The sequence below is a fragment of the Sphingobium abikonense NBRC 16140 genome (assembly GCF_001598335.1).
GTDB lineage: Bacteria > Pseudomonadota > Alphaproteobacteria > Sphingomonadales > Sphingomonadaceae > Sphingobium > Sphingobium abikonense.
In genome coordinates, this window is record NZ_BCYT01000018.1 from 39,113 (window position 1) to 62,701 (window position 23,589).

Here is a 23,589-nt window from a genome sequence, read left to right on the forward strand (position 1 = left end):
GATTTGCGATGTCCGCTATGGCGACCAGCGCGAGGTCCAATGAACGGCAAAAAATGGTCGCCAGTTGCCGCCCCACCCTCATCCCACCAGCCGCATGCCCGACCGGCGCGTGCGCGTGCGGTAGCCGTCGGCCTTCACGTCCATTCGCTCGAACTTATGGATGGTCAGCCCCTTGATGGTTGCGATTGCGTCCACCTGATCGGCGCCAAGGCTATATCCATCACCCAGAAACACGCGCGCCGCCTGCCCGTCGCTTAATCGCGCGCGCAGGAAGACTTCGCTACGGCCTCCGCCCGCGCCGGCCAATAGCGCCGCCAGCGCCTCGACCGCCTCGGCGCTTTCCACATCGATCGTCAATTCCATGCGCGACGCGCTGGCGATCGCGCGGAAGGGTTCGACGCTACGCACGGTGACGCGCGGCGTTTCCTCGCCCGGCAGGCGATCCAGTTCGACGACCAGCAGCGCGCAGTCTCCATCGCGCGCCAGTTCCTCGATCGCCTTGCAGCCATCCTCGTCGAAACAGCTGGCCTGGAACTGGCCGCTCTGGTCGGAGAAGGTGGCGCTGGCGTAGCGCGCGCCGCGCTTTGTCTCGCGCCAGCGGACATCCTCCACCATCGCCGCCATGATCGTCATGGCCCGCCCTTCGGCATTGGGCGCGGGCATGGGCGACTGGCAGATGAGGGCATAGCTACGTGCGCCACGGGCGTCGGCCAGATGCTTGTAACGGTCGACCGGATGCGCGGAGAAATAGAAGCCGAACGCTTCCTTTTCCTGCGCCATGCGGTCCGCCACCGTCCAGGCCTGATGCGGGGGGATGCGTACATCGGCGTGGGGCGTTTCCACGTCGCCAAACAGGCCGCCCTGCCCGCTTTCGCGTGCGGCGGCGTTGCTGGAAGCGACGGACAGGATCGTCTCGGCAGCCGCATGGACGCCCGCGCGGTCGGCGTGGATGCCATCGAACGCACCTGCCGCCGCCAGACTTTCGAGTTGGCGCCGGTTGAGCAGGCGCGGCTCGATCCGGTCCGCAAAATCGTCCAGGCTCTTGAAGGCGCCGCCCTTGTTGCGCTCCTCGACCAGCTGTTCCATCGCCTTTTCGCCCACGCCCTTGAGGCCGCCCAGCGCATAGCGCACGGCAAAGCCCAATCGCGCGTCTTCGCCCTCATAAGCGACCGGCTCGACCGTGAAATCCGCTTCGCTGCGATTGATATCGGGGGGCAGGCAGGTCAGGCCCATGCGCCGCATATCGTCGACAAACACCGTCAGCTTTTCCGTCAGGTGAATGTCGAACGCCATTGACCCGGCATAGAATTCGGCCGGGTAATGCGCCTTGAGCCACGCCGTCTGATAGGCGAGCAGCGCATAGGCGGCGGCGTGCGACTTGTTGAAGCCATAGCCGGCAAATTTGTCGATCAAGTCGAACAGCTCATTCGCCTTGGCTGCCGGAATATCGCTTTTGGCGGCGCAGCCTTCGACGAAGCGGGAACGCTGCGCGTCCATTTCCGCCTTCACCTTCTTGCCCATCGCGCGACGCAGCAGGTCGGCGTCCCCCAGGCTGTAGCCCGCCAGGATCTGCGCGGCCTGCATCACCTGTTCCTGATAGACGAAGATGCCATAGGTTTCTTCGAGGATCGGTTTCAGGAGAATATGGGGATATTCAATATCTTCCTGGCCGTTCTTGCGACGGCCGAACATCGGAATATTGTCCATCGGGCCGGGACGATAGAGCGACACAAGCGCGATGATGTCGCCGAAATTGGTCGGGCGCACGGCGGCGAGCGTCTTGCGCATCCCTTCCGATTCCAGCTGGAACACGCCGACCGTGTCGCCGCGCTGGAGCAGGTCATAAACCGCCATGTCATCCCAGGCGAGTGTATCGAGGTCCACCGTGACGCCGCGCGCGGCGAGCAACTGCACCGCCTTCTGCAACACCGACAGCGTTTTCAGACCCAGAAAGTCGAACTTCACCAGTCCGGCGCCCTCGACATATTTCATGTCGAATTGCGTCACCGGCATGTCGGAGCGCGGATCGCGATAAAGCGGCACCAGCTGGCTCAAGGGACGGTCGCCAATAACGACGCCGGCGGCGTGGGTGGAACTGTGGCGCGGGAAGCCCTCCAGCTTCATCGCATAGTCGATCAGGCGGCGGACCTGATTGTCATTGTCATATTCCGCCTTGAACTCGCTGACGCCATTCAGGGACCGTTCCAGCGTCCAGGGGTCGGTCGGATGGTTGGGCACCAGCTTGGCGAGGCGGTCGACCTGGCCATAGCTCATCTGGAGCACGCGACCGGTGTCTTTGAGCACCGCGCGCGCCTTGAGCTTCCCGAAGGTGATGATCTGCGCCACATGATCCGCGCCATATTTCTGCTGGACGTACCGGATAACCTCACCCCGTCGGGTTTCGCAAAAGTCGATGTCGAAGTCGGGCATCGACACGCGCTCAGGGTTGAGGAAGCGTTCGAACAGCAGGCCTAGTTGCAAGGGATCAAGATCGGTGATGGTGAGCGCCCAGGCGACAAGCGAGCCTGCGCCCGATCCGCGCCCCGGCCCCACGGGAATATCCTGATCCTTGGCCCATTTGATGAAGTCGGCAACGATCAGGAAATAGCCGGGAAAGCCCATCTGGATGATGATGTCGGTCTCGAATTGCAGCCGCTCATAATAGGGCCGCCGCATCTCCTCGCCCAATATGCCCGCCTTTTCCAGCCGCGCTTCCAGCCCCGCTGCCGCCTGATCCCGCAGCATCGCGGCCTCCCCCTCGATATCGCCCGCGAGGCTGGGGAGGATGGGCTTGCGTTTGGGGGCTGCCACGGCGCAGCGTTGCGCCACGACAAGGGTGTTGGCCAGCGCTTCGGGCAGGTCGTCAAACAGGCGCCGCATCTCGGCCGCCGGCTTCATCCACGCGTCGGGCGAGCTTCTGCGACGGTCGGCCGTGTCCACATAGGCGCTGTCTGCAATGCACAGCATGACGTCATGGGCTTCATGGAAATGCGGTTCGGTAAAGCAGGTGGGATTGGTTGCCACCAAGGGCAGGCCGCGATCATAGGCAAGGTCGAGCAGCGCGCCTTCCGCCTTGCCCTCCACCGGGTCGAGGCGACGGCAGATTTCGACGTAGAGCCTGTCGGGGAACAGCGCCTCCAGCCGCTCGGCATAGGCCAAAGCGGCATCGGGCTGATCCTCTGCGAACAGCCGCGCCAGCGCGCCCTCGCCACCCGCCGTCAGGGCAATGACGCCGTCGGTGCGCCCCTCCAGCGTATCGAGCGTCACATGGGGCACTTCCTCTACCGGGCGATCGAGATGCGCCATCGATACCAGCGCGCAGATATTGTCGTAACCGCGCGCATCCTGCGCATAAAGCGCGATCCAGTCATGGACTTGCGACGCATTGGCGGGCCGGCCGGGTCGCAGCACGCCCAGCATCGCGCCGATGATCGGCTGCACGCCTTCCCCTTTGCAGGCGTCGGAAAAGGCCATGGAGCCGTACAGGCCGTTGCGGTCCGTGATCGCCGCCGCCGGAAAGCCGAGCGCCCGCGCCTGCTTTGCGATCTTCTTGGGATCTATCGCCCCTTCCAGCATGGTAAAGGAAGAAAAGACGCGAAGCGGAACGAAAGCGGCATGGGACATGACGGCACCTTAGGCGGCGCGCATGAGTCGGCGCCAGCCCCCGACGCGCGAAAGCTGTGGACGAAAGCGCGTGCGGGCCGCGCTTTCGTCCAATCTGCCGTCGTGCTTAATCAATCGCCAACTTCTGACCGGTAGATTGCCGCCATGCGGCTTTCCACCATCACTAACTGGGCCTATGGCGCAACCGTTGCGCTGACGCTCGTGTCCGGCGCGACGATGCTGCGCGCCTCGTCCGTCGAGGAGCAGGAGCGCGCTGCCGTCAGCCAGCGCGCGACCTTCGACAAGCTTACCGCCACGCTGGAGGAGGATGTCTATCGCTTGAGCGAGCAGGCGCGCGGTTTTGTCGTCACCGGCAACCCCAGCCATCTGATCGCCTATCGTCGCGAACGAGCAGGATTGCGATCGGTCGAGGAGCGGATAGGCTATCTGAAGGACGCCGGCGCCAACCATGCCGAGCTTCAGGCCTTGCGGCAGGGCATCCACTGGGCGGATGCGCTGATCGAGGAGCAGGAAGCCGCGCTGAAGGCCGCGCAAAAAGGGGACGCGCAATCCGCGCGAGCCATCCTGTTTGGCGACGAATATGGGCGGGAAATGGACCGGGTCGCCGCGCAGATTGACCGCTTTCAATATATGCTGGATCAACGCACCGATCAGGCGGTGGCGCGCGCGACCGAAAGCGCGCGGCTGTGGCGCACCATGTCGGAAATCATGCTGGGCGTTACCGCGCTGCTGTTCCTGTGCGTCCTCTATTTCATCCTGAAACAGCGCATTCTTCGCCCGGTGGTGCGGTTGAGCGATGTGGTCACGCGGCTCGCGGCGCAGGATTATGATGCGGTCCCGCCCGACATGGCGCATGTCGACGAGATTGGCGATATGGCGCAGGCGATCCGCATCTTTCGCGAAAACGGGCTGGAACGCCAAAGGCTGGAGCGCGAGCGGGACGTGGATCACCGGATGCGCGACCTTCTCTCGCGCCTGACGCAGCGGTTGCAGGGATGCGACGATACCGCCGATCTGGTGGGGGTAGTGCGCCGCTTCGTGCCCGAAATCACGCCTGATTTTCCGGGCAGGCTATACATCTACGACGCCCGTCGCAATGCGATGGCGCAGGCGTGCCAATGGCTGGACCCCGCCCATTCGTTGACGGAATTCGGGCCATCGGCCTGCTGGGCCTTGCGCCGGGGCCAGACCCATCGGCCCATCGGGGAAATGGTCGACATTCCCTGCGAGCATCTGGGCGCACGGGGCACGCTTCAGACGATCTGTATTCCGCTCACGGCGCAGGGCGAGAGCATCGGCCTGCTCTATTTCGAGGAACCGACGAGCGCGAGCCAAGCGCATCTGGAGCGCAGCGGCACCTATCTGGAGATGCTGGCGGAAAATATCGGCCTGGCCCTGTCTAACCTGCGGCTGCGCGACGTGCTGCGCGACATGGCGATGGTCGACCCGCTGACCGGCCTGCCCAATCGCCGCCAGTTCGACATGCTGTTCACCAGACTGGCACAGGAGGCCGAGCGAAACGCCACGCCGCTTTCCTGCCTGATGATCGACATCGACCATTTCAAGCGGTTCAACGACAATCATGGGCATGATGCTGGCGATGCGATTTTACGCGCGGTTGGCGGCTTGCTGAATGAATCGCTGCGGGAAGACGGCCACGCCTTTCGCCTGGGGGGCGAGGAATTTGTGGTCCTTATGCCCGGTTTCTCGCTGGATCAGGCGATCGCGCGTGCGGCGCAGATACGGCAGCAACTGCAATCCTTGCGGGTCCAGCATGACGGCAATCTGTTGGGACCCGTGACCGCCAGCTTCGGCCTGTCCGCCTTTCCCGATCATGGTCGCGCCGATCGCCTGATCCAGACGGCGGACGCCGCGCTGTTGCGCGCCAAGGCGGAAGGGCGCGACCGGGTGCTGGTGGCGGTGGTGCGGGACGCAGCCTGACCCCCGCTTCCGCTGCGTCAGGCCGTTTGCAAGCGCCCTTCATGCAGGCGCACCACCCGGTCCATCTTCTGCGCCAGCCGCTCATTATGCGTGGCGACCAGCGCGGCGGAGCCTTCGCCCCTGACCAGGCGCAGAAACTCCGCCAGGACAACGTCTGCCGTCCGCTCGTCCAGATTGCCTGTCGGCTCGTCGGCCAGCACGAGCGCCGGCCGGTTGGCGAGCGCGCGGGCCACGGCGACGCGCTGCTGCTCACCACCCGACAATTGGCTGGGGCGATGGTCCAGCCTGTGGCCAAGCCCCAGCGACGTCAGCAGGGATTCCGCGCGCGACTGCGCCGTCGCCATGTCTGCATCGCGAATGACCTGCGGCAACACGACATTTTCGGTCGCGTTGAAGTCGGGCAGGAGATGATGGAATTGATAGACGAAGCCCAGCGCATCGCGGCGCAGCCGGGTGCGTCCGTCATTGTCGAGTTTCGCCGCTTCTTCGCCAGCGATGCGGATCGACCCTTCAAATCCGCCCTCCAGCAGACCGACTGCCTGCAATAGCGTCGATTTGCCCGATCCCGATGGGCCGAGCAGCGCCACGATCTCGCCCTCGCCCACGCGCAGGTCGACCCCGCGCAGCACGTCGATCGTCACCCCGCCCTGCGTGAAGCTGCGCGCGAGGCCCGTGACTTTCAGAACATCATTCATAGCGCAGCACCTGGACCGGATCGGTATTGGCGGCCTTGAAGGCCGGGTAGAGGGTGGCGAGGAAGCTGAACAGCAGCGCCATGACGCATATTACCGCGATTTCGACCGGGTCGGGCTGAGACGGCAATTCGGTAAGGAAGCGGATCGAGGGGTCCCACAAATTCTGACCGGTCACGAACTGGATAGCATTGACCACATTCTGCCGGAAAAAGAGGAAGGTGAAGCCCAATATCATGCCCGCCACCATGCCGAGTGTGCCGATGGTGACGCCGACCGTCATGAAGATCTTGACCAGTCCCGCCCGGCTCGCCCCCATGGTGCGCAGGATCGCGATGTCGCGGGTCTTTGCGCGCACCAGCATGATGAGCGAGGACAGGATGTTGAACACTGCGACCAGCACGATGATCGAGAGGACGACGAACATCGCCACCCGTTCGACCGCCAGCGCTTCGAACAGGGATGCGTTCATCTGCCGCCAGTCGGTGATGACCGCCCGGCCGGCGACCTTCGCGGCCAACGGCTCCAAAATCTGGCCGACTTTGTCAGGATTGACCGTCTCCACCTCTATCATGCCAACGACATCGCCCAGCAGGAGGAGCGTCTGCGCATCCTCGACCGGCATGACGACCATCGCCTTGTCATAATCATAGATGCCGACTTCGAAGATCGCCGACACCTGATAGGATATTTGCCGCGGGACGGTCCCGAATGGGGTCGACCGGCCTGCTGGGTTGATGATCGTCAGACTGTCGCCCAGTTGCACGCCCAGATTTTCGGCAAGACGTGAGCCGATGCCAACCTTCCCCGCGCCTGGCGTCAGGCTGTCCAGGCTGCCGGCAAGCACCTTGCCCTTGAGCGTCTTGTTCGCGCGAATGTCAGGCACCGTCATGCCGCGCACCAGAATTGCCTCGACGCGGCCGTTGAACGTCGCCAGCAAGGGCTGTTCGATCATGGGCGTGGCGCTGGTGACGCCCGGCGTCGCCTTTGCCTGCTTAAGGATGGATTGCCAGTCGGGCAGGCGGCCGCCATAGCCCTGCACCACCGCATGGCCGTTCAAACCGACAATCTTGTCGAACAGCTCCGCGCGAAAACCATTCATCACGCTCATGACGATGATGAGCGCCGCGACGCCCAGCATCACGGCGACCAGACTGATGCCAGCGACCAGGAAGATGAAGCCTTCGCCCTTGCCCGGCAGCAAATAGCGCTTGGCAATCATACGTTCGTAACGGGACAGAATCATGTGGCGCGAATGGCCCCTGTGATGGAAATTTGGAACAGGCTCTAGGACCGGCCGGGACCCACGGCAAGCATTGCCGGATTGTTGCATCGTCGCAACAGGGTCGCAGCGAAAATCACAACATCCCGATTTTGCCCGTGACTCGCTGCGTCGGTAAGCATAGCAAGACAATCGAAGCACAGGTGAAAGGCCGTGGTTCAGGGATACTGCTTCCCGCTTCGAGCTTAGGGGGCTAAGAAGTGGTTGAGGCAGGCCAAGGGGGAGACGAGCAATCGTCCATTAAGCACCCGGATCATGAAAGCATGATCCGGGTGCTTTTTCTTTAGCCACAATGCGCCGAGGCGGTCGTATCTTGGCGGCTGCTTGCTGCGACACAGCAAATATTGATCTCCCCTACGTGATATGCCTGTACCGGGCGACAATCGTTCGACCGAGGCGTGGGCGTCCCTAGGAAATTTCGGGCGCCATCGGCCCTCTTGAAAGCCATATTCGTCAAACCATATTCATGTCGTCCGGTCGCCGCATGGGGCCGGGCTCAGTATCGCCGAACGCCATAATGACGGGTTCGGCATGGTTCATTTTGCTCTTCAGGAGATTATGACGATGCGTGCTTTTGACTTGACCCCTTATCGCCGCTCGACCGTGGGCTTTGATCGTCTGTTCGACCTGATCGAAAATAACGCCCGATTGCAGCAGAGCGACAATTATCCGCCCTTCAATATCGAGCGCCTGTCGGAGGATCGCTATCGCGTGACCTTGGCCGTCGCGGGTTTCCGCTCCGACGAAATCGATATCACCGCGCAGCAGAACCTGTTGCAGGTAATTGGTCGCAAGGATGACTCCGCAGCGGATCGTTCCAAATTCCTGCATGTCGGCATTGCCAATCGCAGCTTCGAACGCCGGTTCGAGCTGGCCGATTTCGTGCGCGTGGAAAAGGCCGATCTGGCCGACGGTCTGCTGGTGATCGAACTGGTGCGCGAGGTTCCCGAAGCGATGAAGCCCAAGAAGATCGCCATCAACGGCGGTCAGCTGGTCGACATCAACGCACAGGATCGCGACGCCGCCTGATCGGTGGATAATCGAAGATGATTGGGGCGCGGCCATGAAGGTCGCGCCCTTTTTGATGGCCAGTCGCGCTAAAACGCTGGCTTAGATTTCGACTTGGCTGCCCAGCTCCACGACGCGGTTCGTGGGCAAGCGGAAAAATTCCATCGCGCTTTCCGCGTTGCGCAGCATCCAGGCGAAGATCTTTTCCCGCCAGAGCGGCATACCCGGCTTGGCCGATGGCAACAGCGTCTGCCGCGCCAGGAAGAAGCTGGTGTCCATCATCTTGAACGCCTGCCCGCAGCCCGTGACATTTTTAAGCGCCGCAGGCACATCGGGCTCCTGCATGAAGCCATATTGGAGCACCAGGCGGAAAAAGCCCCGGCCCAGATCCTCCAATTTGGCGCGCCCTTCATCCTCGACCACGGGCACGTTCTTGATCTTGACCGTCAGCAGGATGACCCGCTCATGCAGCACCTTGTTATGCTTGAGATTATGCAGCAGTGCATGGGGCACGCCGTCGGGCGTGGACGTCATGAACACAGCGGTGCCGGGCACGCGTACCGCGCTGTTGGCGGCCGACGCGACAAAGACCGGGATGGGCATGGCGGCTTCGCGCAGCCGGTCCTGCACCAGCCTGCGCCCGCGCGACCAGGTAGTGAGCAGGGTGAAGACGATGAAGCCGATCAGCAGCGGGAACCAGCCACCATCGGGCACTTTGGTCAGGTTCGCCGCCAGATACGCGCCATCGACCAGGAAGAAGACCGCCAGCATTGGCGCTGCATAATACCATTTCCAATGCCACAGGCGATAGAGCAGCACGGTTAGCAGCAGATTGTCGATGAACATCGCGCCCGTCACCGCGATGCCATAGGCCGCGGTCAGGTTGGACGAGGTGCGGAACACCAGCACCAGCAGGATGACCATCGTCATCAGGCCCCAGTTGATCAGGGGAATATAGATTTGCCCGGCGGCCGAAGCGCTGGTGTGCGAAATGCGCAGGCGCGGCATGAAGCCGAGCTGGATCGCCTGCTGCGTCACGGAAAATGCGCCCGATATGACGGCCTGTGACGCGATGATCGCCGCCATGGTGGCCAGGATGACCAGCGGCAACTGCCCCCATTGCGGCGCCAGATTATAGAAGGGGCTGTCGAGGGCCGGCGCGCCTTCGCGGAACAGCAAGGCGCCCTGCCCCATATAGTTGAGCATCAACGCCGGCAGGACGAAGGCAAGCCACGACACGCGGATCGGGCTGCGGCCAAAATGCCCCATATCGGCGTAAAGCGCCTCGGCGCCGGTCACGGCCAGCACGACGGACCCAAGCGCCAGGAAAGCGGGCAGAGGATCGGTGACGAAGAACATGAACGCCCAATAGGGGTTGAGCGCGAACAGGATGCCGGGGGTCTGAAGGATCGAAATCAGCCCCAACGTCGCGATCGTCACGAAATAGGTGAGCATGACCGGACCGAACAGGGACGCCACCTTGTTGGTACCGAGCCCCTGTATCCAGAACAGGCCAAGCAGGATGAGGATCGCCACCGGCAGGATCATGGGGGCCAGATTGGGGTTATAGACCGCGATGCCCTCGACCGCCGACAGCACCGACACCGCTGGCGTGATCATCGAGTCGCCGTAGAACAGCGCCGTGGCGAACACGCCCAGCAGCACGATGCCGCGCGACCAGCGCTGGCTCTTCGTCTGGCCGTTGATAAGCGCGAGCAGCGCCAGGCTGCCGCCTTCGCCCTTATTGTCCGCCCGCATGATGATGCTGACATATTTGAGGGTCACCACCAGCATCATCGACCAGAACATCAGGCTGATGACGCCCAATATGTGATCGGGGTCGAGATCGAGATGATGGTGGCCGGCGAAGGTTTCCCGGAACGCATAGAGCGGGCTGGTGCCGATGTCGCCGAACACGATGCCGATCGCGCCGACGACCAGTTTCAGCGTAGCCTTCTGCCGCACATGGCCGTGACCGCCCTCTCCCTCGTCAGGAGACGAAGGAGCGGTATTGGGAAGAAGATCAGCCATGAATGATATGCCGAATGGTCATGCTCGTCTGGACACCCACTCGGGGGCATGGGCGGAACAGTCCGCTACCCCCGCAAACCGCCGCGCCCTATCACGGCTCCTGTCGCCGTGCAACGCGAACGCTGCACCGCATCATGGCTGACCAGACTGAATACCCGCCAGCATGGCGTCGATACGCGCGATATTGCTTTCAAGTTCCTTGCGCACTTCGCTGTCGGCCGGCGCGCGCGCGACCAAGGGCGCCCACAGGTCGCGCGCCGCCTGTAACTGACCTGCGCGGGCGAGCGCCAAGCCGTAGAAATAGCGCGGCGCAGGCGCGTCAGGGTCGATCGCCAGCGCCTTGCGATAGGCAAATTGCGCGCCGGGCGACAGCATGCCGTCGCCATGCGCGACCAGGGCGTTGCCCAGCCCCAGCCACAGGTTCGCGTCGTCGGGCTGATCGCGCAGCGCCGACAGGAGCACATTGGCTGCCGCCTTCGTCTTGCCCTGCCGCGCCAGGCCATCGGACAGCATCATCCATTGCGCCGCCGGTCCGAAACGTTCGGCAAGACCGCGCCGCTTTTCCGCAAGCGCCTCATCGAACGGCTGCGCATCAGCCTGTGCAAGCTGGCGCGGCGCCCCTGCCAGTCCGGGGTTGCCCTGCCAGGCATAGCCGGCAAGGCCGAACAGCAAGGCCGCGGCGCTGATTTCCCATGCCGATCGCGGAATGCGGCCGAGCAGCACAAGGCCAGCGAGGACCAATGCCGCCAGGGCAAAAGCGATGAGCCAGCCGGTCATGGCCTCCTCCTCCCTATCCGCCCGCGCATGAGAAACAGGCCCAAGGCCAGCAGGATGAGCGGCGCCGCCCATAGCGGCCACAATATGGGATCGGCGGTCGGGGCGTAGCTCACCCAATCGCCATAACGGGACACCAGCCAGGCGCGGATCGCTTCAGGTTTTTCTCCCGCCATGATGCGTTCGCGAATCTGCGATCGCATGTCGGCGGCCATGCTGGCGTTGGAATCGGCGATCGACTGGCTCTGGCAGGTAAGGCAGCGGATGGTTTCCATAAGCGCCTTTGCCGCGCGTTCCTGGTCGGCGTCGGGTATCTGCCGGTCCGCCCAGGGCGCGGGCGGGAGCGCGGTCTGCGCCACTGCAGGCGCGGCGGCCAGGGCCAGCGACATGGCGATCAGCATTTTCATCGCGCATCCTCCAGCCGGGCAAGGATCGTCGGCACATCGTCCGCGCGTATGTCACCGATATGCTGATAGGCGATGCGGCCCCTTCCATCGATGATGAAGGATTCCGGCACGCCTGAGGAGCCGAGCGCGATCTGGACAGCGCTGCGCGCGTCCAGCCCGATCCGCTGATAGGGGTTGCCGTTGCGCGCCAGGAACGCATCGACATCGCTGCGCGCATCGCGAATGGCGATGGCGTCGATCGCGACACCGGCCCGCTTCAACGCCATGAGCTGCGGCGCCTCGACCGCGCAGGGCACGCACCAGCTGGCAAAGATGTTGAGAAGGCGGGGCTTGCCGCCAGCCATGTCACGACTGCCAAGGCCGGGCTGGTCGCTCGCGGCCGCCGGCAAGTCGAAGTCCGGCAGCGGCTGACCGACCAACCGGGACTGGATGATGCGATCGTCCGGCTGGAACAGGCCGCTCGCAAACAGGCCAATGAACGCGGCGAAAAGCAGCAGCGGCAGCCAGATGAGGATGCGCCTCATGCCACCGCCCTCCGCGCACGCCATTTCGCCAGCCACCCGCGCCGTTCCCGCCCGATCAGCGCGAGCGCGCCGCCAAAGGCAATCAATATGCCCCCAAGCCAGATGAGCGTCACAAACGGCTTCCACCAGATGCGCAGCTGCCAGCGACCGCCTTCGACCTCTTCTCCCAGCACCACATAGAGCTGCCCGTTCCAGCGCGTCAGCAAGGCCGCTTCGCTGGTGGTCGTGGGCGGGGAGGTGAAAAAGCGCGACTGCGGGCGCATCATCACGGCGTTGCCGCCGCGATCTACGGCCAGGTCCGCCTGCAATGCCGTCCAGTTATCACCGGCCAGCGGCATGATCTGCACGAAGCGCAAGGCCCAACCAGCCGTTCGGATCGTCTCACCCGGTCGCGCCGCCACCAGCTTTTCCACCGTGAAGGCCGAATCGCACGCCATGCCCGCCAGACTGACGGCGCAGCCCAGATGCGCGATCACCATTCCCCAGGTGAATAATGGCGTACGCAGCAGCTTGCGCTTCCAGAGCGGGGCCAGGCTGGCGATGCCGACGCCGATCGCGACGATCAGCCCGAACAAGGGCAGCAGGCCCATTCGTCCCCAGGCCAGCGTGGCGATGATGACTGCCGCAACCGCGCCCGCCGCCGCCGGTATCGCCAGGCGCTTGGCCACCGCAGGCACGCGATCGCGCCGCCACCGCGTCAGCGGCCCGGCGGCCATTGCCAGCATCAGCACCAGCGCAATGGGGCCGGCAATCCGATCAAAATAGGGCGCGCCCACCGATACCTTGTGACCGAAGGCTTCGGTCATCAGCGGGTAGAGCGTGCCGATCAGGACGATGCCCAGGATCACCGACAGCAGCAGATTGTTCACCACCAGCAGCGTTTCGCGGCTGATTAGTTCGAACGGCGCGCCTTCCCGCACCGACCCGATCCGCCAGCCGAACAGCGCCAGCGCTCCGCCGATATAGATGGCAAGCAGCGCGAGGATGAAGCTGCCCCTTTCAGGATCGACCGCAAAGGCGTGAACGCTCGTCAAAATGCCCGATCGCACCAGGAAGGTGCCGACCATCGACATGGAGAAGGCGATGACGGCCAACATGATGGTCCAGGCGCGCAAGCCATCGCGGGTCGCCAGCACGGTGACGCTATGGAGCAGCGCCGTGGCAGCCAGCCATGGCATCAGCGAGGCGTTTTCTACCGGATCCCAGAACCACCAGCCGCCCCAGCCAAGCTCATAATAAGCCCAGTAGCTGCCGGCGGTGATGCCGAGCGTCAGCAATATCCACGCGCCCAGCACCCATGGGCGCATCGCCCGCGCAAAAGCGGCATCGACCGTGCGGGTCAGCAGCGCGCCCACCGCGAAGGAAAAGGCGACCGAAAGGCCGACATAGCCAAGGTAGAGCGTCGGCGGGTGAAAGGCGAGGCCGGGGTCCTGCAACAACGGATTGAGGCCCTGCCCGTCGGTTGGCGGCGGGTCGATCCGGGCAAACGGATTGGAGGAGAAAAGGAGAAAGGCATAGAAGCCGAGCGAAATCGTCGCCTGCGCGCCCAATGTCGCCATGTGCGTGTCGCGCCGCAAGGCCCGTTCGAACAGGGCCACTGCACCGCCCGCCACGCCCATCACCGTGACCCATAGCAGCATCGACCCTTCATGATTGCCCCACGTCCCGGCGAATTTATATAGCCAGGGCTTGGCCGAATGGCTGTTCATCGCCACCAGCAAAACCGACATATCAGATCGCAGGAACAGGGTGATGAGCAGCGAGAAGGCAATCGCCGTAAGCATCCCCTGCCCCACTGCGACCGGACGCATCGCGGCCAGCAATTCCGCCTTTCCCCCCTTCAACCCTGTGACGGCGAGGAACAGCTGAAGCAGCGCGAGCGAGGCGGCAAGCCAGAGGGCGGCAAGACCGGCTTCGGCAATCACGGCGTCACCTTCATCTCATGCGTCGTTTCGTTATACTGCATTCCCTCCAGCTCGCGCGGCATATAGCGTTCGTCATGCTTGGCGAGCAGGTTGGTCGCGACGAAGGTTCCCTTGTCGTCAAAAGCGCCTTCGGCCACGACGCCGCTGCCTTCCTTGAACAGGTCCGGCGCGATCCCGCTGAATGTCGCGGGCACGCGTGCCTTGCCATCGGTCACGTTGAAGCGGATGGTGACGCCATCGGCCGCCCGCTTTAGGCTGCCCTTCACCACCATGCCGCCCAATCGGATCGCGCGGCCCGGCTCCACGCCTTTGGCCTTCACGTCGGCGGGTGCGTAAAAATAGGCGGCTTCATCCTTGAGCGCCGACGCCGCGAGCAACCCTGCGCCGATGATTGAGGCCAGCGCCACAAGCGCCAGCACCAGCCTTTGATGCTTCGCCTTCATGCCCTGTCCGACAGCCTGTCCGCCGCGCGCTCGGCGCTTCCCATGGCGCGCCAGCTCATGATGCTCATGACGATCGTCGCGCCAGCCGTCACGGCATAGGCGGCGATCACGAAGGCCCACTGGTTCATTCTATCCTCTCGCCAGGCGCTGCATTCGCGCCTCGACCTTGTTTTGCGCCAGTATCGCGCGCATCCGCATCAGGACGATCGCGCCGAACCACAGGGAAAAGCCCAGCAGCGTCAGCCCCAATGGCCATAATAAAGTCGTTTCGATGGTCGACCCGCGCATCGTGATGCTGGGTCCCTGGTGCAGGCTGTTCCACCACACCACCGATCGATTGATGATGGGAATATTGACCGCACCGACCAGGCCGAAAATCGCGGTCACATGACTGACGCCGCCCTGTCCGTCGCGGGCGCTGGCCTGAGCAAGCGCGATATAGCCGAGATAGAGGAACAGCAGCACCAGCATCGACGTCATTCGCCCGTCCCATTCCCACCAGGTGCCCCAGGTCGGTCGCCCCCAGATCGAGCCGGTCGCCAGGCAGATGGCCGTGAACAGGGCGCCGGGCGCGGCGATCGCGCGTCCCGCTATGGCCGCCAGTGGATGCCGCCACACCAGCTGCACCAGGGCAGCAAGCGCAATCCCCGTCCAGCCGCCCATGCCGAGCCATGCGGCGGGCACGTGAATATAGAGGATGCGCACCGTCTGCCCCTGCAGATAATCCGCCGGCGTCACCAGCAGCCCGCAGCCAGCGCCAATCAGGATCAGCGCCAGGCCCGGCCAGAACAGCCACTGGGTCAGGGGGCGCGCAATCTTGAGGAAGCGGGCGGGATTGGCGAAACGATGCATCAGGGCTGCGTGTGTAGCTGCGCCGGGCGGGCTGCGCCAGTAGGGCTTTTTGCCGATAGCGCAGGTCGGGAAACGCTGCGTTGGGGCGGCCGAGCCGGCTTTTTTGTGACAGGGAGGCGACAAACCAGCCTCAAGCGACTATATGCGCGGTCAAACGCGGCCCGGACGGGCGGCAAGAACGGCAACGGAACCGGTTCGCACCCATGATCACGACCAATCCCTTCGACGACGACAAGTTGCGCGAGGAATGCGGCATTTTCGGCGTGTCCCGCGCCGAAACGGCGTCCGCTATCGTCGCGCTCGGCCTCCATGCGCTCCAGCATCGCGGCCAGGAAGCAGCCGGCATTACCAGCTGGGACGGGCATGAATTCCATACCCATCGGGCCATGGGGCATGTCGCGGGCAATTTTGACCGCGACGACGTGATTCGCGGCCTTCCCGGCGGAAGCGCCTGCGGCCATGTCCGCTATTCCACGACCGGCGAGACATCGCTGCGCAACGTTCAGCCGCTTTATGCGGAGCTGAATTCGGGCGGTTTTGCGGTGGCCCATAACGGCAATATCTCCAACGCGATGAAGCTGCGTCGCGAACTGATTCGCCGCGGCTCCATCTTCCAGTCGACGTCCGACACCGAAGTCATCATCCATCTGGTGGCGACCTCTAGCTACCGGACCCTGCTCGACAAGTTCATCGACGCTTTGAAGCAGGTGGAAGGCGCCTATTCGCTGATCGTCATGACGCCCGAGGGCATGATCGCCTGCCGCGATCCGCTGGGCATCCGTCCACTGGTGATGGGCACGCTGGGCGACGCGACCATCTTTGCGTCGGAAACCGTTGCGCTCGACGTCGTGGGCGCCGATTATGTCCGCACCGTCGAGCCGGGCGAACTGGTCATCGTCACCAACAGCGGCGAAATCCGGTCGCATCGCCCCTTTGGCGAAACCCACGCGCGCCCGTGCATTTTCGAGCATGTCTATTTCAGCCGGCCCGATTCGATCGTCGACGGGTCCAGCGTCTATTCGGTGCGCAAGGCGATCGGCGCGCAGCTCGCGATCGAAAACCCGGTCGAGGCGGATTATGTCATTCCCGTGCCCGACAGCGGCGTGCCGGCGGCCATAGGCTATGCACAGGAATCGGGGATTCCGTTCGAGCTGGGGATCATCCGGTCGCATTATATCGGCCGCACCTTCATCCAGCCGGGCGACAAGGTTCGTCACCTTGGCGTCAAGCTCAAGCACAATGCCAATCGCGCGCTGATCGAGGGCAAGCGCATCGTGCTGATCGACGATTCGATCGTGCGCGGCACGACCTCGCTCAAAATCGTGCAGATGATGCGCGAAGCGGGCGCGGCGGAGGTCCATATGCGCATAGCCTCGCCGCCGACAAAGCATAGCTGCTTCTACGGCGTCGATACGCCCGAGCGGACCAAGCTTCTGGCTCATCGGCTCGACATTGGCGGCATGCAGGACTTCATCCATGCCGACAGCCTGTCCTTCATCTCCATCGACGGCCTGTACAAGGCGCTGGGCGAGGCGAAGCGCGCCGACATACGGCCGCAATATTGCGACGCCTGCTTCACCGGCGATTATCCCACCACGCTGACGGATCAGGACGAAGCGGTCGTGCAGAATCAGTTCGAACTGCTGGCCGAACGCGTCGTTTGACGCGCATGCGCGGGCGGCCGGAAATGGCCGCTCTTTTTTTCCAGACATCAGACCAGCTCGGCCGGCGGCCGGCATGAACGGGAGTGCCATGTCCAATCTTCCTCTTTCCGGCAAGCTGGCGCTCGTCACCGGGGCCAGTCGCGGGATCGGCGCTGCAACGGCGCAGGCGCTGGCGAAGGCCGGCGCGCATGTCATCCTGACCGCGCGTACGCCCGGCGCGCTGGAGGAAGTGGAAGAGCGCATCCATGCCGCCGGGGGCAGCGCGACGATCGCGCCGCTCGATTTGATCGACGGCGACAGTATCGGCCGCCTGGCGCAAGCCATAGGCGGGCGCTGGTCCGCGCTCGACATTCTGGTGCTGAATGCGGCCACGCTGGGGTCGCTGGCGGCGGTGCAGGCGATAGACGCCAAGGAATTTGCGCGGCTGCTGACGCTCAATATCGCCGCGCCGCAAGCCATGATCGCGGCGTTCGACACCATGTTGCGCGCAAGCGGTGACGCGCGCGTCATTGCCCTGACGTCATCGGTCGGTTCAGCACCCCGCGCCTATTGGGGCGCCTACGGCGCGTCCAAGGCGGCACTGGAGACGCTGATCGGCGCCTATGGCGAGGAAGTGCGCAACATTTCGGCTATCCGCACGCACATCGTAGATCCTGGCGCGACCCGCACGGCCATGCGCGCACGCGCCTTCCCCGGGGAAGACCCCGCCACGCTGAAAGCCCCCGATGTTGTCGCGGACGCGATCGTCAATCTGGTGACGAGCGATACGCCGACCGGCCACAGGATGCGGGTCGAAGGCTGAACCTCATGCCGGCTTGACCAATGTCACCTGCGCGACATCGATGCCGCCGCCGCGAAAACCGCCTTCACAATACATGAGATAATAGCGCCACAGGGCGACGAAATGCTGGTCGAAACTGGCGGGCAATCGTCCTTCGTCGATGGCGCGATCAAAACGCTGCCGCCACCGGCGCAGCGTTTCGGCATAATGAAGGCCGAAGCGGGTTTCATCGCGCCACTCCAGACCGATTTCCTGAGCGATTTGCCGGAACCGGCTTGGCGAAATCAGCATGCCGCCGGGGAAAATATAGGTCTGGATGAAATCGACGCCGCGCGCATAACGCTCGAAAATCGCATCGTCGATCAGGATATATTGGATCGCGGCGCGGCCACCGGGTTTTAGAAGCCGGTGTATCCCCGCCAGATAGTCGGGCCAGTAATGCTGGCCCACCGCCTCCACCATTTCGACGCTGGCAATGCCGTCATAGGCGCCCTGAGCGTCACGATAGTCCGTCAATTCCACGCTTGCGCCTGACCCCAGCCGGTCGCTTGCATAATCGGCCTGCTCGGTCGACAGCGTGAGGCCAGTATAGCGCATCACCCGCCGCTCCATCGCCCGCTCGGCCAGCCCGCCCCAACCGCATCCGATTTCCAGCAGGGCGTCGCCATCCCGAAGGTCCAGACGATCCAATATGGCATCGACCTTGCGCCGCTGCGCCGCTTCCAGCGGCTCCAGCCAATTATCCGCGTCAGCGAACAACCCACTGGAATAATGCATGTCTTCATCCAGCCAAGGCTGGTAGAAATCATTGCCCAAGTCATAATGAAAGGCGATATTCTGCCGTGATCCGGCACGGCTGTTGCGCCGAAGCCAATGCCAAAGGCGGCCAATCCATCGGGTGGGGCCTTGCGGCCGCGCGACCTGACCCAGACTGACGGCATTGCGCATGAACAGGGCAAAGAGCGGAACAGGATCGGGACTAGCCCATTCGCCAGCCGCCCAGGCGCGATACCAGCCTGCCGAGCCGCCGGTCGCCAGTCGCACCAGCGCGCGCCAGCTATGCAGATGAACGACACAATCAGGTCCGGCTGCCCGGCCGCCGAGCAGCCTGCGCGTGCCGTCCGGCAGGGCCGCTTCCAGCGATCCGGCCTCAAGCCCCCGGTCGATCCGGTCCAGCATCCGATGGAACAGTGGCGCGAGCCATAGCGACAGCCGGGCGCTACCTAGCGGACGGGTTGCCCTGTGGATGGTTGGGGCCTGGCGGCCACGGCGAGGATCGGTCGCGTTCATGGCGGCGATCCTGCCGCAAGCCATCGCGCGCTGCAATCATCCCTTGATGCGGCGATAGGCCGCCAACGCGCGTTCACGGCCCGCCTTGTGCCCGATGATCTTGGCCGGATAGTCTTTCGGTCTGGCGTCATGGGCGTCAGGGTCATGGATGACGTCATCGGACAGGTCGCCCAGTTCCGGCACCCATTGGCGGATATAGTCCCCGGCGTCGAACTTTTCGGACTGGGTGAGCGGCGCCATGATGCGACTGAACATATTGGCGTCGATGCCGCTGCCCGCGACCCACTGCCAATTGACGCTGTTATTGGCATAGTCCGCATCCACCAGCGTATCCCAGAACCATTTTGCGCCGTGCCGCCAGTCGATCAGCAGATGCTTGATGAGAAAACTGGCGGCGATCATGCGCACACGATTATGCATCCAGCCGGTGGCCCATAATTGCCGCATGCCGGCGTCGACGATCGGATAGCCCGTACGCCCCTCTTTCCACGCGGCAAAATCGCCCCGCGCCTCTCGCAAGTCGCGCCAGCCCATCCGGTCAAAATCGTCGCGCGCATTTTCCGACCCATAAGCCGGCATCTCACAAATCTGGCTATGGGTATAATCCCGCCAGATCAATTCCTTAAGGAATATCTCTGCATCGGTATCGGAAGATGTGACCCGATGCCAGACATAGGCCGGCGACACTTCGCCAAAGTGCAGATGCGGCGAAAGGCGCGACGTTCCCTCGACCGACGGCAGGTTGCGGGCGGTGGGATAGTCAACGACCTCGTCAATGAAGGCGGCGACATTGGCCCGTGCGCCGTCCTCGCCGGGCGTCCAGTCCGCCTGGAAGCCGCTGGCCCAATTGGGTTTGGTCGGCAACAGGTTCCAATCGTCCAGCCGATCGCTATCCGGCCAGGACGCAGGCGATTCGATGGTCGCCGGGGTTCGGTTCGGGGCCGCCGGCGGCATCTGTTCCATCATGGCGCGGGCAAATGGCGTGTAGATTTTATAGATGCCGCCCGACCCTGTCCGCACCGCGCCGGGCGGCAACAGCAGCATGCCGTCATGCAGGCACAGGTCCAATGCCTTGGCGACGGATTTTTCCGCATTGCGCCACCAGGGTTCATAATGGTGCAGGGCATGGACGCGCTCCGCCCCGCTCTCCTTGGCCAGCGCCTGGAGCACATCAGCGCATTTGCCGCGGCGCAGGATGAGGCGCGACCCTTTGTCCCGTAACGCCTTATCGAGGTTGGCGAGGCTATGATGCAGCCACCAGCGGGACGCGCCACCCATCGCCCATTGCCGGGGCGTTTCGTCATCCAGCACATAGACCGGGATGACCGGCCCCTCCGCAGCGGCGGCAGCCAGAGCGGCTTGATCGGAAAGACGGAGATCCTGGCGGAACCAGAGCAGGACGGGAGCGGTCATCCGCATCCAATGCCGTTTTGCCCATGGCGGTTCCAAATGTTCCTTCGGGCATCTTGCCGCATTTACCCGTGAAGTGGCAGCGCCATGCCGATTCGGCCCATGGACGGCATCCCGCCCCCGAATTATCGTTGGCTGGCGTCATCCAGGCGGCGATGGCGGTTTTGGGGAAGAACTGCCGGACAAAGGCAATTGGGGATTTACGGACTTGGCGACCAAAGAACAGGAAATGGGGTATCGCCCCTGCGTCGGCATCATGCTCGTCAACAGGGAGGGAAAGGTCTTTGTCGGCCAGCGACTCGATAATGTCGTTGAAGCCTGGCAAATGCCGCAGGGTGGCATCGATGACGGGGAAGAAGCCCGGACAGCCGCGCTGCGCGAATTGCGTGAAGAAACCGGGATCGACCGCGCGCATGTCGACATCATTGCCAAGGCGAAGGACGAGCATTTCTATGACCTGCCGCCAGAATTGATGGGCAAGCTGTGGGGCGGAAAATATCGCGGCCAGCGGCAATATTGGTTTCTCGCCCGCTTCCTGGGCCAGGACAGCGATATCGACATCGCGACCGAACATCCCGAATTCAGGGCGTGGAAATGGGCGGCGCCAGACGCGCTGCCGGACATGATCGTGCCGTTCAAACGCAAGCTCTACCGGGACATCGTGCAGGAATTTCGGGCGCTTATCTGATCTTTTCGCCGCGAAAGGGGTTAATTTTCGCGGTCGATTCGATATGAGGGGCGCCATGCGCGCCTTCCTGTTACCGTTATCGCTCTCTCTCGCCGCCCTGCCCGTCACCGCCGAAGCTGCGGAAGACGCGCTCTTGCCAGCGGCCGTGCGCGAGATGTTGGAAGCCGCCATCGCCAATGGCAACGAAACCGATATCGCGACCGTCGCCAAAATCGCCAAGCAGACCAATCCCGCGTCGGCCGACCAGATCCAGCGCATGGTCAATAGCTGGAAGGAACGGACCAAGGCGACGCATGAAACCGTCATCCGCGAAGCCGGCATTGGCGACCTGTGGACCGGCCGGATCGAGGCTGGGGGGTTCCGGTCCACCGGTTCGACCAGTGAATTGGGGATCAGCGCATCGGCCACCGCCACGCGCACCGGTATCCAATGGACGCACAAATTGACGGCCAGCGCCGATTATCGCCGCGCCAATGGCGTGACGTCGCGCGAACGCTATTTTGCCGGCTACGAGCCGCGCTATGAATTCGATCCAAGGGGCTTTGCCTATGGCCTTGCCCAGTTCGAGCGGGACACCTCAATCGGCTATGCCGAGCGCTACACCGCGTCGGCAGGCGTCGGGTACAAGCTGATCGTCAGCAAGCCCGTGGACCTTTCGGCCGATATCGGCCCGTCGATCCGTCATGTGAAATATCTGATCGGGGAACGCGAAACCAAATTGGGCGCGCGCGGCTCCATGGCACTGGCCTGGCGCGCCAGTCCGACCCTGACTTTCAAGCAGACGGCGTCGGGCTATGCCGAAAGCGACGTTTATACGTTGAATGCCCTGACCTCGCTGGAAACAAAGGTGAGCACGCGTTGGTCAGCCGCCTTCTCCTACAATATTCAATATGAGTCAGAGACGGTGTTGGCCGCCCGGGATTTCGACACGCTCAGCCGGTTAACCCTGACATATGATTTCTGAGCCGCGTAATTTTCGTGCGGGGGTGGAGCCGCCTTCCTGGCTCTGATAGATGATCGGGATGACCCGATTGTCTCCCCAAGAAGAGCGTCTGCTGGACCATGTGGCGAGCGCGCCGATGCTGGACCAGGTGCAGCGATGGGCGGCGATCAACAGCGGATCGCGCAATCTGGACGGCCTGGCACGCATGGCGACGATGCTCGCCGACGCATTCAGCGCCCTGCCTGGCGAGCTATCGCTGGTTAATCCGGCGCCTGTCGAGAACGTAAGCCCCGACGGTCGGGTCCAGCCGCTTGCCCACGGCCAGCATTTGCTTCTGTCCGTGCGCCCGGACGCACCCACGCGCCTGCTGCTGACCGGCCATATGGATACGGTTTTCCCGGTCGATCATCCGTTTCAGGACCAACGCTGGCTGGAGCCGGGCGTCCTCAATGGTCCGGGTGTTGCGGACATGAAGGGCGGCATCGCGGTCATGCTGGCCGCGCTGAAGGCGCTGGAGTCGACTGGCGGGGTCGACCATGTCGGCTATGACGTGGTCATCAACAGCGACGAAGAAGTCGGGAGCGCCTCGTCTGCCGCTTTGCTGCGCGACAGGGCCGCCGGGAAACTGGCCGCCTTCACCTATGAACCCGCGCTGCCGGACGGGACGCTGGCTGGCGCACGCGCGGGCAGCGGCAATTTTTCGGTGATCGTCACGGGGCGCAGCGCCCATGCCGGGCGGAACCCCGACGATGGTCGGAATGCGCTGCTCGCCGCGGCGGATTTGGCGCTGCGCCTCAAGGCCGCCAGCGGCGCGGGATTTTCCTGCAATCCCGCCAAGATTGACGGCGGTGGGCCCAATAATGTCGTGCCCGACCATGCCGTCCTGCGCGTCAATTTTCGCCCCCGCACACCGCAGGACGAAGAGGCTGCCCGCGCCCTTATCGATCGCACCATCGCCGACATCGCGCGCGATCATGACGTCATGCTTCATCTGCACGGCGGATTTGGCCGCCCGCCCAAGCCCATGGATGCCAAGGCGGAGCGGTTGTTCGGGCTCGTCCGGCAATGCGGCACCGACCTGGGCCTGTCGATCGGATGGCGCGATACGGGCGGCGTGTGCGACGGCAATAATATCGCGGCGTGTGGCGTGCCGGTGGTCGACACGATGGGCGTCCGCGGTGGCAGCATCCATAGCGACGCCGAATTTCTGCTGACCGACAGCTTGCCCGAACGAGCGCGGCTGTCGGCGCTTTCCCTGTGGCGGATTGCCCAGGGCCAGTTTCAACCGGGACAAGAGAGAGGATGACCGC

Annotated in this window: 20 protein-coding genes; 7 read left to right on the forward strand and 13 right to left on the reverse strand. The window is 63.6% G+C overall.

The features are described 5' to 3' along the window. Window positions 1-78: 78 nt before the first annotated feature. Window positions 79-3,624 carry a DNA polymerase III subunit alpha gene (gene dnaE / locus SAB01S_RS15300; protein WP_062734061.1) on the reverse strand — a complete coding sequence of 1,182 codons (3,546 nt, stop codon included), beginning with the start codon at window positions 3,622-3,624 and terminating at the stop codon, window positions 79-81. 144 nt (window positions 3,625-3,768) lie between these two features. Here dnaE and SAB01S_RS15305 point away from each other — a divergent pair, with 144 nt between their 5' ends. Further along, a complete protein-coding gene (locus tag SAB01S_RS15305; RefSeq protein WP_062734063.1) occupies window positions 3,769-5,565 on the forward strand; it encodes a diguanylate cyclase in 1,797 nt (598 codons plus the stop codon). Between the two features lie 17 nt (window positions 5,566-5,582). Here SAB01S_RS15305 and SAB01S_RS15310 read toward each other — a convergent pair whose 3' ends face one another. Together SAB01S_RS15310 and SAB01S_RS15315 are read right to left on the reverse strand one after the other, a co-directional pair. Then, window positions 5,583-6,260, reverse strand: a complete 678-nt coding sequence (locus SAB01S_RS15310) for an ABC transporter ATP-binding protein (RefSeq protein WP_021225690.1) — start codon at window positions 6,258-6,260, stop codon at window positions 5,583-5,585. After that, a complete protein-coding gene (locus tag SAB01S_RS15315) occupies window positions 6,253-7,503 on the reverse strand; it encodes a lipoprotein-releasing ABC transporter permease subunit (protein WP_062734065.1) in 1,251 nt (416 codons plus the stop codon). Before SAB01S_RS15315 ends, SAB01S_RS15310 begins: the two co-directional genes overlap by 8 nt. 594 nt (window positions 7,504-8,097) lie before the next feature. Between SAB01S_RS15315 and SAB01S_RS15320 the strand changes: the two genes are divergently transcribed. Further along, complete coding sequence (locus SAB01S_RS15320; RefSeq protein ID WP_174525667.1) at window positions 8,098-8,568, forward strand: Hsp20 family protein; 471 nt, start codon at window positions 8,098-8,100, stop codon at window positions 8,566-8,568. 81 nt (window positions 8,569-8,649) lie between these two features. On the opposite strand, the gene SAB01S_RS15325 is transcribed toward SAB01S_RS15320, so the two are convergent. The 8 genes from SAB01S_RS15325 to ccmC all read right to left on the reverse strand — a co-directional run bounded on the left by SAB01S_RS15325 (window position 8,650) and on the right by ccmC (window position 15,503). Beyond that, window positions 8,650-10,578 carry a potassium transporter Kup gene (locus SAB01S_RS15325; RefSeq protein WP_062734068.1) on the reverse strand — a complete coding sequence of 643 codons (1,929 nt, stop codon included), beginning with the start codon at window positions 10,576-10,578 and terminating at the stop codon, window positions 8,650-8,652. Between the two features lie 132 nt (window positions 10,579-10,710). Next, a complete protein-coding gene (locus SAB01S_RS15330; RefSeq protein ID WP_062734069.1) occupies window positions 10,711-11,355 on the reverse strand; it encodes a tetratricopeptide repeat protein in 645 nt (214 codons plus the stop codon). Beyond that, window positions 11,352-11,759, reverse strand: a complete 408-nt coding sequence (locus SAB01S_RS15335) for a cytochrome c-type biogenesis protein (protein ID WP_062734071.1) — start codon at window positions 11,757-11,759, stop codon at window positions 11,352-11,354. Before SAB01S_RS15335 ends, SAB01S_RS15330 begins: the two co-directional genes overlap by 4 nt. Then, window positions 11,756-12,283: a redoxin family protein gene (locus SAB01S_RS15340; RefSeq protein ID WP_245646504.1), complete on the reverse strand. Its 528-nt coding sequence runs from the start codon at window positions 12,281-12,283 to the stop codon at window positions 11,756-11,758. The genes SAB01S_RS15335 and SAB01S_RS15340 overlap by 4 nt, the downstream gene beginning before the upstream one ends. Next, the gene (locus SAB01S_RS15345) at window positions 12,280-14,208 is read right to left on the reverse strand and encodes a heme lyase CcmF/NrfE family subunit (protein ID WP_062734074.1); all 1,929 of its coding nucleotides are present in this window, start codon (window positions 14,206-14,208) and stop codon (window positions 12,280-12,282) included. Before SAB01S_RS15345 ends, SAB01S_RS15340 begins: the two co-directional genes overlap by 4 nt. Next, a complete protein-coding gene (gene ccmE / locus SAB01S_RS15350; protein WP_062734076.1) occupies window positions 14,205-14,651 on the reverse strand; it encodes a cytochrome c maturation protein CcmE in 447 nt (148 codons plus the stop codon). The genes SAB01S_RS15345 and ccmE overlap by 4 nt, the downstream gene beginning before the upstream one ends. Next, window positions 14,648-14,779 carry a hypothetical protein gene (locus SAB01S_RS18990; RefSeq protein ID WP_281179055.1) on the reverse strand — a complete coding sequence of 44 codons (132 nt, stop codon included), beginning with the start codon at window positions 14,777-14,779 and terminating at the stop codon, window positions 14,648-14,650. Before SAB01S_RS18990 ends, ccmE begins: the two co-directional genes overlap by 4 nt. Before the next feature lies 1 nt (window position 14,780). After that, window positions 14,781-15,503 carry a heme ABC transporter permease CcmC gene (ccmC, locus tag SAB01S_RS15355; RefSeq protein ID WP_062734077.1) on the reverse strand — a complete coding sequence of 241 codons (723 nt, stop codon included), beginning with the start codon at window positions 15,501-15,503 and terminating at the stop codon, window positions 14,781-14,783. A 203-nt stretch (window positions 15,504-15,706) separates the two neighbouring features. On the opposite strand from ccmC, the gene purF reads away from it, so the two are divergent. Both purF and SAB01S_RS15365 read left to right on the forward strand, forming a co-directional pair. After that, a complete protein-coding gene (purF, locus tag SAB01S_RS15360) occupies window positions 15,707-17,167 on the forward strand; it encodes an amidophosphoribosyltransferase (RefSeq protein ID WP_062734079.1) in 1,461 nt (486 codons plus the stop codon). Between the two features lie 88 nt (window positions 17,168-17,255). Further along, window positions 17,256-17,969 (forward strand): SDR family NAD(P)-dependent oxidoreductase, encoded by a 714-nt coding sequence (locus SAB01S_RS15365; RefSeq protein ID WP_062734094.1) that lies wholly within the window; start codon window positions 17,256-17,258, stop codon window positions 17,967-17,969. A 3-nt stretch (window positions 17,970-17,972) separates the two neighbouring features. Here SAB01S_RS15365 and SAB01S_RS15370 read toward each other — a convergent pair whose 3' ends face one another. Continuing rightward, window positions 17,973-19,238 carry an SAM-dependent methyltransferase gene (locus SAB01S_RS15370; protein WP_062734080.1) on the reverse strand — a complete coding sequence of 422 codons (1,266 nt, stop codon included), beginning with the start codon at window positions 19,236-19,238 and terminating at the stop codon, window positions 17,973-17,975. A 36-nt stretch (window positions 19,239-19,274) separates the two neighbouring features. After that, a complete protein-coding gene (locus tag SAB01S_RS15375; RefSeq protein ID WP_062734082.1) occupies window positions 19,275-20,651 on the reverse strand; it encodes a cryptochrome/photolyase family protein in 1,377 nt (458 codons plus the stop codon). A gap of 226 nt (window positions 20,652-20,877) precedes the next feature. Between SAB01S_RS15375 and SAB01S_RS15380 the strand changes: the two genes are divergently transcribed. Genes SAB01S_RS15380 through SAB01S_RS15390 form a run of 3 tightly spaced genes read left to right on the forward strand, consistent with a single transcriptional unit; the run spans window position 20,878 to window position 23,585 of the window. Further along, window positions 20,878-21,336, forward strand: coding sequence for an RNA pyrophosphohydrolase (locus SAB01S_RS15380; RefSeq protein WP_157078367.1), 459 nt, complete (start codon window positions 20,878-20,880; stop codon window positions 21,334-21,336). A gap of 55 nt (window positions 21,337-21,391) precedes the next feature. Further along, entirely contained in the window at window positions 21,392-22,300 is a 909-nt protein-coding gene (locus SAB01S_RS15385; protein WP_062734084.1) for a DUF481 domain-containing protein, read from the forward strand. A 58-nt stretch (window positions 22,301-22,358) separates the two neighbouring features. Continuing rightward, the gene (locus tag SAB01S_RS15390; protein WP_062734096.1) at window positions 22,359-23,585 is read left to right on the forward strand and encodes a hydrolase; all 1,227 of its coding nucleotides are present in this window, start codon (window positions 22,359-22,361) and stop codon (window positions 23,583-23,585) included. Window positions 23,586-23,589: the final 4 nt, after the last annotated feature.

What these genes read in the sequence shown, in the direction of transcription:
- dnaE (WP_062734061.1), bottom strand. Translation starts at nt 3,624, where the DNA reads ATGTCCCATGCCGCTTTCGTTCCGCTTCGCGTCTTTTCTTCCTTTACC.
- SAB01S_RS15305 (WP_062734063.1), top strand. Translation starts at nt 3,769, where the DNA reads ATGCGGCTTTCCACCATCACTAACTGGGCCTATGGCGCAACCGTTGCG.
- SAB01S_RS15310 (WP_021225690.1), bottom strand. Translation starts at nt 6,260, where the DNA reads ATGAATGATGTTCTGAAAGTCACGGGCCTCGCGCGCAGCTTCACGCAG.
- SAB01S_RS15315 (WP_062734065.1), bottom strand. Translation starts at nt 7,503, where the DNA reads ATGATTCTGTCCCGTTACGAACGTATGATTGCCAAGCGCTATTTGCTG.
- SAB01S_RS15320 (WP_174525667.1), top strand. Translation starts at nt 8,098, where the DNA reads ATGACGATGCGTGCTTTTGACTTGACCCCTTATCGCCGCTCGACCGTG.
- SAB01S_RS15325 (WP_062734068.1), bottom strand. Translation starts at nt 10,578, where the DNA reads ATGGCTGATCTTCTTCCCAATACCGCTCCTTCGTCTCCTGACGAGGGA.
- SAB01S_RS15330 (WP_062734069.1), bottom strand. Translation starts at nt 11,355, where the DNA reads ATGACCGGCTGGCTCATCGCTTTTGCCCTGGCGGCATTGGTCCTCGCT.
- SAB01S_RS15335 (WP_062734071.1), bottom strand. Translation starts at nt 11,759, where the DNA reads ATGAAAATGCTGATCGCCATGTCGCTGGCCCTGGCCGCCGCGCCTGCA.
- SAB01S_RS15340 (WP_245646504.1), bottom strand. Translation starts at nt 12,283, where the DNA reads ATGAGGCGCATCCTCATCTGGCTGCCGCTGCTGCTTTTCGCCGCGTTC.
- ccmE (WP_062734076.1), bottom strand. Translation starts at nt 14,651, where the DNA reads ATGAAGGCGAAGCATCAAAGGCTGGTGCTGGCGCTTGTGGCGCTGGCC.
- SAB01S_RS18990 (WP_281179055.1), bottom strand. Translation starts at nt 14,779, where the DNA reads ATGAACCAGTGGGCCTTCGTGATCGCCGCCTATGCCGTGACGGCTGGC.
- ccmC (WP_062734077.1), bottom strand. Translation starts at nt 15,503, where the DNA reads ATGCATCGTTTCGCCAATCCCGCCCGCTTCCTCAAGATTGCGCGCCCC.
- purF (WP_062734079.1), top strand. Translation starts at nt 15,707, where the DNA reads ATGATCACGACCAATCCCTTCGACGACGACAAGTTGCGCGAGGAATGC.
- SAB01S_RS15365 (WP_062734094.1), top strand. Translation starts at nt 17,256, where the DNA reads ATGTCCAATCTTCCTCTTTCCGGCAAGCTGGCGCTCGTCACCGGGGCC.
- SAB01S_RS15370 (WP_062734080.1), bottom strand. Translation starts at nt 19,238, where the DNA reads ATGAACGCGACCGATCCTCGCCGTGGCCGCCAGGCCCCAACCATCCAC.
- SAB01S_RS15375 (WP_062734082.1), bottom strand. Translation starts at nt 20,651, where the DNA reads ATGACCGCTCCCGTCCTGCTCTGGTTCCGCCAGGATCTCCGTCTTTCC.
- SAB01S_RS15380 (WP_157078367.1), top strand. Translation starts at nt 20,878, where the DNA reads ATGGGGTATCGCCCCTGCGTCGGCATCATGCTCGTCAACAGGGAGGGA.
- SAB01S_RS15385 (WP_062734084.1), top strand. Translation starts at nt 21,392, where the DNA reads ATGCGCGCCTTCCTGTTACCGTTATCGCTCTCTCTCGCCGCCCTGCCC.
- SAB01S_RS15390 (WP_062734096.1), top strand. Translation starts at nt 22,359, where the DNA reads ATGACCCGATTGTCTCCCCAAGAAGAGCGTCTGCTGGACCATGTGGCG.